The sequence below is a fragment of the Alteribacillus sp. JSM 102045 genome (assembly GCF_041949975.1).
Classification (GTDB): domain Bacteria; phylum Bacillota; class Bacilli; order Bacillales; family Marinococcaceae; genus Alteribacillus.
Genome location: NZ_JBHFQG010000008.1, coordinates 74,485 through 87,563 on the forward strand (window position 1 = coordinate 74,485; position 13,079 = coordinate 87,563).

The 13,079-nt window shown below is 38.5% G+C and carries 14 protein-coding genes and 1 pseudogene; 10 read left to right on the forward strand and 5 right to left on the reverse strand.

The genetic code is table 11. The features are described 5' to 3' along the window. The first annotated feature begins 1 nt into the window (after position 1). Positions 2–1,387: a protoporphyrinogen oxidase gene (hemY, locus tag ACE1TI_RS07920; protein WP_375007043.1), complete on the forward strand. Its 1,386-nt coding sequence runs from the start codon at positions 2–4 to the stop codon at positions 1,385–1,387. Positions 1,388–1,739: 352 nt separating this feature from the next. Here hemY and ACE1TI_RS07925 read toward each other — a convergent pair whose 3' ends face one another. The 4 genes from ACE1TI_RS07925 to ACE1TI_RS07940 all read right to left on the reverse strand — a co-directional run bounded on the left by ACE1TI_RS07925 (position 1,740) and on the right by ACE1TI_RS07940 (position 4,760). Further along, positions 1,740–2,762, reverse strand: coding sequence for an aliphatic sulfonate ABC transporter substrate-binding protein (locus ACE1TI_RS07925; protein ID WP_375007044.1), 1,023 nt, complete (start codon positions 2,760–2,762; stop codon positions 1,740–1,742). A 28-nt stretch (positions 2,763–2,790) separates the two neighbouring features. Then, a complete protein-coding gene (locus ACE1TI_RS07930; protein ID WP_375007045.1) occupies positions 2,791–3,555 on the reverse strand; it encodes an ABC transporter permease in 765 nt (254 codons plus the stop codon). Beyond that, positions 3,488–4,333 carry an ABC transporter ATP-binding protein gene (locus tag ACE1TI_RS07935; protein ID WP_375007046.1) on the reverse strand — a complete coding sequence of 282 codons (846 nt, stop codon included), beginning with the start codon at positions 4,331–4,333 and terminating at the stop codon, positions 3,488–3,490. Before ACE1TI_RS07935 ends, ACE1TI_RS07930 begins: the two co-directional genes overlap by 68 nt. 178 nt (positions 4,334–4,511) lie before the next feature. Further along, positions 4,512–4,760 (reverse strand): hypothetical protein, encoded by a 249-nt coding sequence (locus ACE1TI_RS07940; RefSeq protein ID WP_375007047.1) that lies wholly within the window; start codon positions 4,758–4,760, stop codon positions 4,512–4,514. A gap of 185 nt (positions 4,761–4,945) precedes the next feature. Here ACE1TI_RS07940 and ACE1TI_RS07945 point away from each other — a divergent pair. The 5 genes and pseudogenes from ACE1TI_RS07945 (at position 4,946) to ACE1TI_RS07965 (ending at position 8,959) form a co-directional block, all read left to right on the forward strand. Next, a pseudogene (locus tag ACE1TI_RS07945) lies at positions 4,946–5,484 on the forward strand (Spo0B C-terminal domain-containing protein). Between the two features lie 5 nt (positions 5,485–5,489). Further along, on the forward strand, positions 5,490–6,773 hold the full coding sequence (obgE, locus tag ACE1TI_RS07950; RefSeq protein WP_375007048.1) for a GTPase ObgE: 1,284 nt from the start codon (positions 5,490–5,492) through the stop codon (positions 6,771–6,773). 202 nt (positions 6,774–6,975) lie between these two features. After that, positions 6,976–7,428, forward strand: a complete 453-nt coding sequence (locus ACE1TI_RS07955) for an ACT domain-containing protein (RefSeq protein ID WP_375007049.1) — start codon at positions 6,976–6,978, stop codon at positions 7,426–7,428. 49 nt (positions 7,429–7,477) lie between these two features. Further along, positions 7,478–8,365, forward strand: coding sequence for a prephenate dehydratase (gene pheA, locus ACE1TI_RS07960; RefSeq protein WP_375007050.1), 888 nt, complete (start codon positions 7,478–7,480; stop codon positions 8,363–8,365). A gap of 144 nt (positions 8,366–8,509) precedes the next feature. Further along, positions 8,510–8,959: a group II intron maturase-specific domain-containing protein gene (locus ACE1TI_RS07965; RefSeq protein ID WP_375007097.1), complete on the forward strand. Its 450-nt coding sequence runs from the start codon at positions 8,510–8,512 to the stop codon at positions 8,957–8,959. 77 nt (positions 8,960–9,036) lie between these two features. Here ACE1TI_RS07965 and ACE1TI_RS07970 read toward each other — a convergent pair whose 3' ends face one another. Continuing rightward, a complete protein-coding gene (locus ACE1TI_RS07970) occupies positions 9,037–9,576 on the reverse strand; it encodes a transcription repressor NadR (RefSeq protein ID WP_375007051.1) in 540 nt (179 codons plus the stop codon). Between the two features lie 229 nt (positions 9,577–9,805). Between ACE1TI_RS07970 and safA the strand changes: the two genes are divergently transcribed. From safA to ACE1TI_RS07990, 4 genes are all read left to right on the forward strand, one after another. Next, positions 9,806–10,960: a SafA/ExsA family spore coat assembly protein gene (gene safA / locus ACE1TI_RS07975; protein WP_375007052.1), complete on the forward strand. Its 1,155-nt coding sequence runs from the start codon at positions 9,806–9,808 to the stop codon at positions 10,958–10,960. An 89-nt stretch (positions 10,961–11,049) separates the two neighbouring features. Then, positions 11,050–11,754: a YhcN/YlaJ family sporulation lipoprotein gene (locus ACE1TI_RS07980; RefSeq protein ID WP_375007053.1), complete on the forward strand. Its 705-nt coding sequence runs from the start codon at positions 11,050–11,052 to the stop codon at positions 11,752–11,754. A 139-nt stretch (positions 11,755–11,893) separates the two neighbouring features. Beyond that, on the forward strand, positions 11,894–12,646 hold the full coding sequence (locus tag ACE1TI_RS07985; protein WP_375007054.1) for a YebC/PmpR family DNA-binding transcriptional regulator: 753 nt from the start codon (positions 11,894–11,896) through the stop codon (positions 12,644–12,646). Between the two features lie 83 nt (positions 12,647–12,729). Further along, positions 12,730–13,011: a BofC N-terminal domain-containing protein gene (locus ACE1TI_RS07990; RefSeq protein ID WP_375007055.1), complete on the forward strand. Its 282-nt coding sequence runs from the start codon at positions 12,730–12,732 to the stop codon at positions 13,009–13,011. The last annotated feature ends 68 nt before the right edge of the window (positions 13,012–13,079 follow it).

The window sequence follows — 13,079 nt, forward strand, 5'->3', positions numbered from 1 at the left end:
TATGAAAGTAGCAATTGTTGGCGGCGGAATTACTGGCATGACCGCCGCTTATTATTTGCAGAAGGAAATTATGAGCCAAAACATAGATATAGAGTATCATTTATTTGAGAGTTCTGATCAGCTTGGTGGAAAAATCAGAACAGATTATTATAATGGTTTTGTTATTGAGCAAGGACCAGATTCTTTTTTAGCAAGAAAAGAAAGTGCAGCGAAACTTGCTAGAGAAGTAGGTTTAGAAAAGGAACTTATTTTTAACAATACAGGAAAAGCATACGTTTTAAAAGGCAGCAAACTCCACTCCATTCCTGGCGGAGCAGTTATGGGGATTCCAACAAAACTAGGTCCTTTCTTGACAACAAACCTTTTTTCACCGGCAGGTAAGCTAAGAGCTGCATTAGACCTTGTTTTACCAAAGAGTTCAGCAGATAGTGATCAGTCACTAGGAGAATTCTTTCGCCGCCGGCTTGGAAGTGAAGTCGTCGATAATCTCATTGAGCCGCTTCTTTCTGGTATTTATGCTGGGGATATCGATCGTTTGAGCTTACAGTCAACGTTTCCTCAATTTCATCAAGTTGAACAAAAACACCGCAGCTTAATTTTAGGAATGAAAGCAGCAAGGCCCCCGCAAAAATCAAAAAAAAAGCCATCAGGTGCTTTTCAAACGCTTAGAAACGGACTTCAATCATTAGTGGAGGGGATAGAAAACCATTTAGATGAGGATGCTGTATTTAAAAACAAATCGGTAAAGCAAATTATTTCTAAGGAGAACCATTATGAGCTTCATTTTAAAGACGGAGAGTCTTTGTTATATGATAAAGTTTTATTGACAACCCCTCCTCATGTAACTGCTAAGTTGTTTAAAGAGAAATCTCTTCAAAAATTATTTGCTTCTATTCCAGCAACTTCTGTAGCGACCGTTGCTATGGCATTTGATGAACAGCAAATCCCCGGAGATTTTGACGGCACCGGATTTGTTGTCTCAAAAAAGAGTGATTATACAATTACTGCATGCACCTGGACTCATCTAAAATGGGAGCATACAGCACCAAAAGGGAAAGCTCTGCTTCGCTGTTATGTAGGAAAGCCTAGGGGAGAAAATATTGTTGATAAAGATGATGAAAGCATTATAAACATCGTCTTAAAAGATTTAAATAAAGTAATGAACGTGACTGGGAAGCCTGAATACTACAAGGTTACGCGCTGGCGGAATGCAATGCCTCAATATGAAGTAGATCATTCAAAAAGAATGCATAAAATAATTAATGAAATGCAAACATCTTACCCTGGTATTTTTGTTGCTGGAGCAGCTTATGAAGGTGTAGGCCTGCCAGATTGTATTAATCAAGGAGAAGAAGTTGTCCATCAATTATTATCAAACGAAAAATAAACCACCTTTACCTGCTTAGAGCAGGTAAAGGTGGTTTTTTCATATATAAGGTAAGAAAGTATATAATTTTGCGCTTTGATGTCTAGCTTCAGCGCCCAGCCTCTCGGAGGCCCAAAACGGTTTAAGGAACTTTTGCTAGGATCGTGAACATCGTGTTCGCGACCTAGCAAAAGTCAGCACCTCCTGTGCAAGCCAGTTCGACGTTGTTACAGGAGGTGACGCTTTTAGTCTAACTTCCTTAGGTACCTTCTGCTAAGTTAGCTAACGTCCTGTTCACAACGCAGATGTGGAAGTAAGAGCGCTTTTATTGCCTGGAGAACATTTACCTGTCGAGGCTGACAAGGGGCTTTTCTTAGTTATCTTCTGTTACTTCTTCTAATAATGAAGTATCAACAAGACCTTCTAAATCCGGCTCTTCTTCAATAAACCCAAGATCATAAGAAGCATCAGCCCAAGATTGAAGAGCATCTGCGGAAACTTCTGTAGTGATGTTCATACGTTCCCAGGCGTTGTGCAGAACATCATCAGAAAATTGGGTTTGAGAGAGTTCATAAACAAGATCATTTACAGAGTTTAATGTTTCTTCTTCATTTTCTCCTGTGAATTCTACTGCTTTTTCATGAGCAGCTAAAACACTTTTTACTTTCTCAGGATTCTCTTCCATGAATTTTTCTGAAGTTACGAGGACAACACTAGGAAGAGTTTCTCCTAGGAATACTTCATCCCACTCTGTTACAACATTTGCATTCATTTCTTCGACAAGATACGTGCCCCATGGTTCAGGTGCAGCTGCAGCATCAACTTCCCCCTGCTCAAATCGAACCATCATAGAAGCCGGATCGACCCGGGATTGATGTTCGACAGTTCCACCTACTCTATTTGATTCCAAACCAAGTTCCTGGAGCATGATTTCTAACTGAACATTGTGTGTGCATCCATTGCCTGGAGTGCAAAATGATTTTCGATCAAAGTCATCTAAGGATTTAATTCCAGAATCTTCACTTGAAACGATCAGTGTAGCACCATTTGCAGCACCGCTTAATATTTTTACATCGCCGCCGCTTAAATGATAATTAATAGCAGGTCCCGGTCCAACGTAACCAATATCTAAATCACCAGAATCGAGAGCTTCAATGAAATCATTTCCATTTGGGAAATTTTTGAATTCAACATCTGTTCCTTCAAGTTCTTCTTCAAAAATTCCTTCCTGTTTACCAATTATACCTGCAGCATGGTCCAGGTTGGGAAAGTAACCTATATTAATTTCTCCGCTATTGCTTTTTCCGTCCCCGGAAGCAGAATCACCGCCGCCGCAAGCTGAAATTCCTATTGCTGCTATAGATAGTAAGATAGCAAGAACCCAGTTTCTCATCATTTAACCTCTCCCTTTTGTTGAATATATTCTAAGATAATCCCCAGCGAGAAAATACTTTTCTTTCTATGCGATCAAATATAACATATTCCATAATAAGACCGATTGTAGCTATAATAATCATAATTGCTATAACTAAATCCATATTATAAAAGTCTCTAGCGTCCATTAAGGTACGCCCCAAGCCGCCCGAACCAATTAATTCAGCTGCCATTAGCGCTCTCCAGGCAAATGCCCATGCAAGTCTTGTTCCTGATAAAAAAGATGGAACTGCAGCTGGTATCATGACACGCCATACAAGTTCAGACCCTTTATAACCTAGTGTTCTGGCAGCTCTGATTAAAATAGGCTGGACGGATTTAATTCCAAGCCTCATATTAGAGGTCATAACCCATGTTCCCCCTAAAGTGACAATAACGATAATAGAAAGAGTTCCTGTACCAAATAGCATCAACATAATTGGAAGCCAAACAATACTTGGTATGGATTGAAGGGCAATGACAAGAGATCCAAGTGTTTCATCAGCTAATTTTGATCGAGCTAGTAAAAGGCCTAGAGCTGTCCCAATAATTATAGCAATGATAAATCCCATCACTAATCTTTGAATACTGGTAGTAAGTGCTTCTGTTAAGATTCCTGTCTCAAAAAAACCTATATAGAGTTCGTTTACTGAATTCAGTGGTGATGGAAAAGCTGTGCCTGGAAAAAATTCCAACAATAAATTAAGTCTATATATTATTTCCCATATTGCGATCAGAATGATAAAGAAGAGCACCCTTCTTACTGTTGTAATCATCGCCCATCTCCTCTCTCATCACTTTTTCAATTTCTCCTGCTAGTTTTTGCTGAATTCTTTCTTCAAGCTCTCCAAATTGTTTAGATGAAGGTTTTCTTGGCCTTTCTAGTGGTACATCAAATATTTCGACAATTCTTCCAGGACGTGTCCCCATTAATACAATTCGATCGGAAAGGAGGATGGATTCACGAATGTTGTGGGTGACGAAAACAACAGTTTTTTGCGTTTCTTCCCAAATGTATTGCACTTCTTTATGCAGCATAGAGCGCGTTTGTTCATCCAAAGCACCGAATGGTTCATCCATAAGAAGAATATCTGGATCAAGCGCAAGTGTTCTTGCAATAGATACACGTTGTTTCATACCGCCAGACAGTTCGTGTGGGTATGAGTCAATAAATTTGCTTAAATGCACTAGTTTTAAAAAGTATTTAGCTCTTTCTTTCGCTTCTTCTTTTTTCATTTTTTTTCTAAGACCGAACATTACATTATCTAAAACCGTTAACCATGGCATTAAGGCAGACTCTTGGAATACCACCCCTCGATCAGGACCAGGCTCTGTCACTTCTTTACCAGCTACGTTAATATTTCCATAAGTAGGGTTTTCAAGCCCGGCAATTATGTTTAAGAGAGTTGATTTGCCGCAACCGGAAGGACCAAGTAGAGAAACGAACTCTCCGGATTTTATTTCAGTTGATATATTTTTAAAAACGGTAAAAGAAGATTTTTTTTCTTTGTCGAAAAATGATTTTTCTACATTATCTATAACGACATCAGCCAAAGGTTTCACCACCTGATTTTATAATTCATATAAATTTAGTAGGTTTTATGTTGTTAGTATATGTGGCGGCTGTAATGATGTCAACCTTCATTTTAAGTTAAATAAAAACGGAAAAGGACTCCCCGCTAATTTGAATGTATTAGTTGGGAGTCCTTTTTGTTTAAAATTTATTCTTACGTTAGCTTTGTTGTTGAGCCTGTTGCAAATCCTGCTGAGCTTGTTGAAGTTCTTGCTGAGCCTGTTGAATAGCCTGCTGATTTTGAGAATTTCCTTGCTGCTGAGCTTGCTGAAGCTGTTGTTGTGCCTGTTGAAGTTGTTGTTGGGACTGTTGAAGTTTCTGAGGATCGTTCCCTGCGTTCTGCATGTTTTGCTGGGCTTGTTGAATAGCTTGTTGAGCTTGTTGAACTTGCTGGTTTTGTTGTGGCATAATAACCCTCCGTTTGTATTGGTGTAGAGTATAACGTTATTTATCGTTTCCACAGGGGCAAGAAATATGTATAAACATCTAAAAAAATGGATTTTTAGAGAACTATGTTACCGCTACCCCCGTTTATTCGGGTATGGTACAATATGGTTTATCCTCAAACGTCAAAAAATGAGGAGTGCTAAGCAGTGGATGCAAAAAAGCAATTAGAAATTCTGAGTCATTCCAGGCATGATTGGATGAATGTATTACAAATAATAAAAGGAAATATGTCTTTAGAGCGATATGGAAAAGTAGAAGAAATGCTAGAAGAAACTATAAGAAAGGCAGAGCACGAAAGCAGGTTATCATACTTAGAAATTCCTAAAGTGGCTGCTTATTTACTAACTTTTAATTGGTATTCCCATTGGTTTAAGGTTGATATAGAAGTAACTCAGTATGTTAAGGACTGTTCGGATCATGAAAACAGCTGGTATGAAATAGTAACGAGTTTTTTAACATACTTGATCAGTCAGTAGCTCAAGGAGCTGATAATCAATTACTCGTTACTTTTCATGCAGTAGAGCAGCCTTACTTGGAGTTTGATTTTATGGGAGAAGTACACAATATAGAGAAAGTACAAAAATGGCTGACGTTATTGTCCTCATCTGAAGAATGTTCGATTGCAAATGTTGTTTGTAATGAGAAAGAAGTTTTATTTGTTGTACTGAATAATAAAATGAGGTGAAAAGATTGTTTGTAGATAAGGTAAGAGTTTATATAAAGGCTGGTGACGGGGGTGACGGGATGGTTGCTTTTCGTCGTGAAAAGTATGTTCCTGACGGTGGACCGGCCGGAGGAGATGGAGGTAAAGGTGCGGATGTTATTTTAGAAGTAGATGAAGGGCTTCGTACCTTAATGGATTTTCGATATCAAAAACACTTTAAAGCAAAAGCCGGAGAAAACGGCCGCCCAAAAAATCAGCACGGAAAAAATGCAGAAGATCTTATAATAAAAGTTCCGCCTGGTACAACCATAACTGATGATGATACCAAGGAAGTCTTAGCAGACCTGACAGAACACGGAGAACGTGCCGTGGTTGCAAAAGGAGGAAGAGGAGGAAGAGGAAATACTCGATTTGCTACTCCTGCAAACCCTGCCCCTGAATTAAGCGAAAAAGGCGAGCCGGCTGAAGAAAGAAATATAAATCTTGAATTAAAATTATTAGCAGACGTGGGGCTTGTTGGTTTTCCAAGCGTAGGTAAATCAACCTTATTATCTGTGGTTTCAGCTGCTAAACCAAAAATTGCTGATTATCATTTCACCACCTTAAACCCGAATTTGGGGGTGGTAGCTGTGGAAGATGGCCGCAGCTTCGTGATGGCTGATCTACCGGGGTTAATAGAAGGCGCGCATGAAGGCGTCGGATTAGGCCATCAATTTTTACGGCATATTGAACGTACAAAAGTAATTATACATGTTGTTGATATGTCTGGATTAGAAGGCAGAGATCCATTTGAGGATTTTCAGAAGATAAACGCTGAGCTTAAACAATATAATTTAAGGCTGCTTGAACGTCCTCAAGTAGTTATGGCAAATAAAATGGATATGCCAGAAGCTGATGATAATTTAATCCGTTTTAAAAAAAAGATGCCAAAGGAATATAAGGTGTTCCCTGTCTCAGCCTTGACTAAAAAAGGATTAACTAATATGCTGCGAGAAGTAGCAGACCTTGTAGATACTACTCCGGAATTTCCTGTGTATGATGAAGAAGAGCAGGAAGAAAGAGTTATTTATCGATATGAGAAAAAACAACAACCCTTTACTATTTCCCGTGATGATGATGGTGCGTTTGTGTTATCCGGTCCAGAAATAGAAAAAGTATTCAAAATGACCGATATGACACGTGATGAATCAGTAAGACGTTTTTCGAGGAAAATGCGTCATATGGGTATTGACGAGGCTTTAAGAGAAAAGGGAGCTAAAGATGGAGACATTGTAAGGCTGCTTGATTTCGAATTTGAGTTTATTGAATAAAGATAATATAGTAGCAGGGGCAATTCTGGTATATGTATTTCGCATTAACCAAGCCCCTTTCTATAATACGCACAGGTACTTTATTTTGGTAAAGTCTTCTTGTATCACAATAAACGTTATCAAAAAGTTTTTGCAACTTTATAATTAATAATCAGTGCGGTACAATCACTTTATGTTTACTAGTACCTGCGGTGGTGAAAATATGGCAGAAAAAATTGACAATTTTTATTTGGTAAGACAGGATATGTTAACGGAAGCCATGCAAAAAACATTAGATGCAAAAGCTCTTTTAGAAAGCGGAAAAGTTCAGAAAGTGGCTGAAGCTGTACAGAAAGTAGATTTAAGCAGAAGTGCCTTTTATAAGTACAAAGACGCTATCTACCCATTTCATCAAATGATTCAAGAACAAATAATTACTTTGTCTATACAGTTAGCAGATAAATCAGGATCTTTATCTGCTTTATTAAAGGAAGTTGCTAAAGCTAATTCTAATGTATTAACGATTAATCAATCTATACCTTTACAGGGCCGCGCAAACGTGACTTTAACAGTAGATACTTCAGCGTTAAAGGTTGAGATTAGAGATTTGGTAAAAAGAATTCAAGCAATGGAAGCAGTAGAAAATGCTGAAATTGTTGGTTCCGGTTCTTTATAACGAAAAATAAATTTTAGATCAGTACGTTAAAATAAAGGGAGTGGAGCAGATGACAAAAAAAGTAGGTTATTTGGGACCGGAAGGAACTTTCACCGAAGCTGCTGCTAAAGCTGTTATGCCTGACAGTGATCGTTATTCTTATAGTACTATACCGGCTTGTATGGCTGCTACAGCTGAAAAAGATATTGATATAGCAGTCGTACCTTTGGAAAATGCCATCGAAGGGTCTGTAAATATGACTCTTGATTACTTAATTCATAAACATGATCTTCCAATTATTGGGGAAATTACAGTACCAATTGAACAACATTTGATGGTGCACCCTGCACGAGAAAAGGACTGGGAGAATATAAGTGATCTTTATTCTCATCCTCAAGCTATCGCTCAGTGTGATGAATTTATTAATACCAAGTTACCAAATGTGAAAGTTTATTATACTAATTCTACAAGTTCTGCAGCAAAAGATATTTCTGAACATCCGGGTATTAATGGCGCTGCTATTGCAAATTATCTGGCTGCAGAGAAATACGGATTAAAAATTGTTAAACAAAATATTCATGATTATGATAATAATCACACCAGATTTGTATTGCTTTCTAATAAAGACAGCAAGGTATCTCTAGAAGATAAAAAACAGAAAAACGGAAAGACAACATTGATGATTACCCTTCCTTCTGATTATTCAGGAGCACTACATCAAGTACTTTCCGCATTTGCCTGGCGAAAATTAAATCTCACGAAAATTGAATCAAGACCAATGAAAACTGGAATAGGAAATTATTTCTTTATCATAGATGTTGATCAAGAAATGGATGAGGTATTAATACCAGGAGTTATTGCTGAAGTGGAAGCCCTTGGTTGTGGAGTACGTATACTTGGGAGTTATCCCTGTTTTCTCTCTCACGATATAAAAGAAGGAAAGCCCGTCCCGAAATAAGGGAGAGGCTTTTTCATAGTGCGCCCGGCATGTCTAACAGCTAGGTGGTGCAAGTCCACTACAGGCTTGGCAGTAGGAACTGTTAGCGGAAGGCAAGGGTGTCCATCGTGAGGTGGAATCTGAAGGAAGTTTCTCGGATTCTGTCTGCATAGCACCAAGCAAGGTGTAGGGTTTCGCCCCCATCAAAAGTCCAAAAAGAACCTTGAGAAGAAGCTAACACAGCGGACCAAACGAAACCGAAGTGGGAACATCCGTGACATTATCAAGGAAGTCAACGAAGTCATGACCGGATGGATAAACTACTATGGGATTAGTTATATGAAGGGATATATTCGGCGCATAGATCAATGGATCAGACGCAGAATAAGGCAAATCATATGGAAACGCTGGAAGAAAGTGAAGACAAAGTATAAGAGTCTGATAAAACTTAAAGTTCCTAAACCAAAGGCTTGGGAGTGGGCAAACATACGGCAAGGGTACTGGCGTATCGCATGTAGTTATGTTCTACACAGAGCCATTTCAAATGAGATTCTCGAAAAAGTCGGTTTAAAAAATCTAAACCGACTTTTCGAGAAAGCACAATCAAACTATTGAACCGCCGTATACGGAACCGTACGTACGGTGGTGTGAGAGGACGGGGTTAACCACCCCTCCTACTCGATTGTTTGTTCTTATGTTAAAAGAAAACCTTTCACCTCTAAAGCATTTTCAACCTCTTCAATAATTTTTGCTGAAGGTGCTTCAATCGTATGTAAATGAGTGCCATCTGTTAATTCAGATAACAGCGGAGCTTGAGTTTCATTTAATCTTTCCATAAATTGCTGTACATCTTTTCGGGTTGATAACATTAATGAAGCGGTTAAATCTCCATATAATGGATGCTCGATACTAACGTCTCTAACTGTTGCACCATGGTCAACAATAATATTCAATTCCTCTTCTGTAACGGAAGTATCAGAGGAATGAAAACATGCAATTTGCTTTTTAATGGATGCATTTTGTTGTTTATTCATTAACAGGTAGCCTTGAGAAGTGGCAATAATCGGATGGTTTTTTGCTTTTAATAACGAGATATCCTGCACAATAACTTGTCTGCTCACCTTTGTTTTTAAGGCAAGTTCACTTCCTGTAATGGGATGCACAGCATCTGAGAGCCATTCTAAAATCATTTCTCTTCTTTTATTTCCGGGTATTTTGTTCTCTTGAGCCAAATCTTAAACCTCCAATGTGGTAAAAAATATTAGTTTAATTTTACAGGATACCTTCCTGTATGAACAGTTGATTCAGCCATGCAGGTGTGTGGTTTGAAGGGAAGTCATATATATATTTCCTCACGCATATGCTTGCCATAGACGATGGGAACGGAAGGGAAGAAGTGAGACCGAATTACCAATAACTTCTTCATACCGGCTTCGATCATTTCTAGGAGGAGGAAATATAATGCAGATTCATATTGTGCAAAAAGGGGATACTTTATGGAAACTTGCCCAGCAATATAATGTCGATTTTGAGGCTGTAAAAAAGGCGAATACTCATCTGGCTGATCCGGATAAAATAATGCCTGGGATGAAAATTAAAATTCCAACCAAAAGTGTTCCTGTAAAGAAAGAACAGCAGAAACCTGAAGTTAATCAGCAATACCAACCTAAAGAAAAGAAAAAAGAAGAGCAAATACCAAAAAAACCGGCACCTAAACAACCAACTCAAAAAAAACCAGCACCAAAGCCGGCACCAAAGCCGGCACCAAAGCCGGCACCAAAGCCAGCACCAAAGCCAGCACCAAAGCCGGCACCAAAACCAGCACCAAAACAGCCGCAAGTTTCACATAAGCCGAAAATGCCCCCGATTAACCAGGCTAATCCAATGCCTCCAAAACCTCCGATTGTTAGTCCGTCTAAAGAACAGTATTTCAATATGAATGTTAATTTATACAAACCATATCCGTCAAAGCCGCCAATTGAAGCACCCAAGAAAGAAAAGCCTAAAGAACAGCCTGTAAAAGAAAAGTATGCTCCTAAGAAAAAAGAAGAAAAGCCAATTGCAAAGCCAAAGGAACAAAAAATGCCAAAAATGCCAAAAATGCCAAAAATGCCAAAAATGCCAAAAATGCAAAGCAAGCCAATACAGCATGCGCCTATGCCTTTTCACCCAATGCCATACATGATGGAGGGACCCGGCCATTGTGCACCTATGCCGCCAATGATTCCTTGCTGTCCGCCATGCGGTCCTACCCATCATATGATGCCTATGCATTCACCTATGCAACAGCCAATGTATCCTATCACCAGCGGTCCCTGTGATGAAAACATGATGCATAATATACCGATGCCTTATAGTCAAGAACATGTGGGCGGGTTTCCTAACTATGGACCAAGTCACATGATGAATCAAAATCATCCAAGTTATGGTAATTATGGAGAGTATGGTAATAACAACGACTATAATAACAATAATCATAACGGCAGTAATTATTACAGTAACAATTATTATGACAATAATAACGATAATAATAATTATTACAACAATAATAACGGCAATAACTACGGCGGGATGTATTCACCTTGGATGAATAATTATAATAGAGACAACGATTAAAAAATAAAGCAATTACCACTCTTACCTTCAAATAACAGCTTAAAAATAACCTCCTTGAGTCAAGCTAAGTGATGAAAGGAGGTTTTTAAATGAAAAAAGCTGCATTAACAATGACAGCATTTACTATCATTGCAAGTGGATTAACTGGATGTGGAGCCGCTGATGACAATAATGAAATGGGAGCTTCTCCTGCACGTTACAGCGGTTATGACAATAATATGGATGGCCGAAATGCCGGGGGAGACTATAGAAGAGATAATTACCGCGGTGAAGGTCCAGTAACCGATATGATGACTGTGGATGATCGTCAGCAAGGCGGCAGGAACTATGATCAAGGGAACCGGATGAACAATCGCGGACAAATTGGTGACAGAGATGGCATGGTGGGAGACCGCGGTGCATTAAATACTCGAAATGTCAATGATGGTCAAGCCGGCGGCCAGGGAGAAAATCAACAAGTAGCTGAAGAAATTTCTAGTGAAGTGGAAAAATTAGAAGGTGTAGATGATTGTCGAGTCATTGTTCGGGACGAAGATGTCCTCATTGGTATTGACACGTATGAAGATGAAGAAAAAGCGAAAGAATTAGCTGAAAAAATTAAAAGTCAAGTTGAAGAAGATTTAGATGAAGATAAAAACGTATATGTCACTACTGATGAAGAACATTTTGGAAACATCCAGGAAATCGATGATAACCTGCAGAATGGCATGGGATTAGATGAAGCAGGAGATACTATCAATGCAATGATTGAAGATCTAAGTGATGCTGCTCAAGAGCCATTCCAGGAAAGCTAACTAATTCAGGCGTTTCACAGCAGGATTAATTCTACTGTGGAACGCTTCATTATGCTATTTTAAAATAGGTGGAATGCTTTCATTGTTCTGACACTTTATGCTATATTAAGTTATTGGAGATATAGAGGAGGAATGAACAATGGCCGGACATTCCAAATGGCACAATATTAAAAGAAGAAAAGAAAGCCAGGATGCAAAAAGAGCAAAAATATTCACAAAGCTTTCTAAAGAAATCTTTGCTGCAGTGAGAGAAGGCGGGACCGATCCCAATACAAATTTAAGACTCCGCATGGCTCTCACGAAAGCGAAAGCGGAGAATATCCCTAATGATAATATTGAACGTACCATAAAAAAAGCAGCTGGTGAAACAGGAGGCGTACAATACGAAGAAATAACATATGAAGGCTATGGTCCTGGAGGAGCTGCGGTTATGGTTCAAGCACTTACTGATAATAAAAACCGGTCAGCTGCTGATATCCGCCATGCATTCACAAAGCACGGAGGGAACCTGGGGGAAAATGGCTGTGTTTCCTTTCTTTTTGACAAAAAAGGGCAATTAATAATAGATCGTACAGACGAAATTGATGACGAGGAGCTTATGCTTGAAGCGATAGAAGCTGGGGCAGAAGAATTTGATTCAGACGATGAAAGTTTTTACATTCAAACACCTCCAAATGATTTTGAAGATGTAAAAAAACAATTGGAAAGTAAGAACTTCCAATTTTCCAAAGCAGAAGTAACTATGATACCCCAGACCAAAGCAGAGCTTACTGATGAGCACGCCGAAAAAATGTTAAAAATGATTGACGCTTTGGAAGATAATGATGATGTGCAAAGCGTATATCATAATTTTGAAGTGGATGAAAAACAACTGGCTAGATTATCTTATTAAGGTATTTAGGAATAAAAACCTTTTTTATGGGGGAAGATTTCCATAAAAAAGGTTTTTTCTATAAATAATAAAGGAGCAGGCTTATGATATTATCAGTACTTCGTTTTTGCATAATGCTGTTAATAACTGGATTTATTTTCACAATACCGATAAAAGGGACTATGGCTGATAATTATCATCCTGGATATCCTGCTATCTATGAAGTGATCCTAGAAAAAGAGACTTCAAATGGGGTAGTCGTAACAGAAAAAAGGTACGAAACAGTATGGGCAGTAGAAGATTTCTGGAACAAATATAAAAATTGGGAACTTATTGATCAGCATGAAGATCAAATAATTTTAAAAAAACCGTATGAAAAACATTAATTTGTTTTTCATTGTTACCACACTTTGCTATTATAAAAGAAAGCATGTTCGTGTTATTAAAGGGAAAG

Excerpts from the sequence above, each read along its gene's own strand:
- ACE1TI_RS07940 (WP_375007047.1), bottom strand. The coding sequence starts at position 4,760 with ATGCCACAACAAAACCAGCAAGTTCAACAAGCTCAACAAGCTATTCAA.
- ACE1TI_RS07955 (WP_375007049.1), top strand. The coding sequence starts at position 6,976 with ATGGCAGAAAAAATTGACAATTTTTATTTGGTAAGACAGGATATGTTA.
- ACE1TI_RS07985 (WP_375007054.1), top strand. The coding sequence starts at position 11,894 with ATGGCCGGACATTCCAAATGGCACAATATTAAAAGAAGAAAAGAAAGC.
- ACE1TI_RS07930 (WP_375007045.1), bottom strand. The coding sequence starts at position 3,555 with ATGATTACAACAGTAAGAAGGGTGCTCTTCTTTATCATTCTGATCGCA.
- ACE1TI_RS07990 (WP_375007055.1), top strand. The coding sequence starts at position 12,730 with ATGATATTATCAGTACTTCGTTTTTGCATAATGCTGTTAATAACTGGA.
- pheA (WP_375007050.1), top strand. The coding sequence starts at position 7,478 with ATGACAAAAAAAGTAGGTTATTTGGGACCGGAAGGAACTTTCACCGAA.
- safA (WP_375007052.1), top strand. The coding sequence starts at position 9,806 with ATGCAGATTCATATTGTGCAAAAAGGGGATACTTTATGGAAACTTGCC.
- ACE1TI_RS07980 (WP_375007053.1), top strand. The coding sequence starts at position 11,050 with ATGAAAAAAGCTGCATTAACAATGACAGCATTTACTATCATTGCAAGT.
- ACE1TI_RS07925 (WP_375007044.1), bottom strand. The coding sequence starts at position 2,762 with ATGATGAGAAACTGGGTTCTTGCTATCTTACTATCTATAGCAGCAATA.
- hemY (WP_375007043.1), top strand. The coding sequence starts at position 2 with ATGAAAGTAGCAATTGTTGGCGGCGGAATTACTGGCATGACCGCCGCT.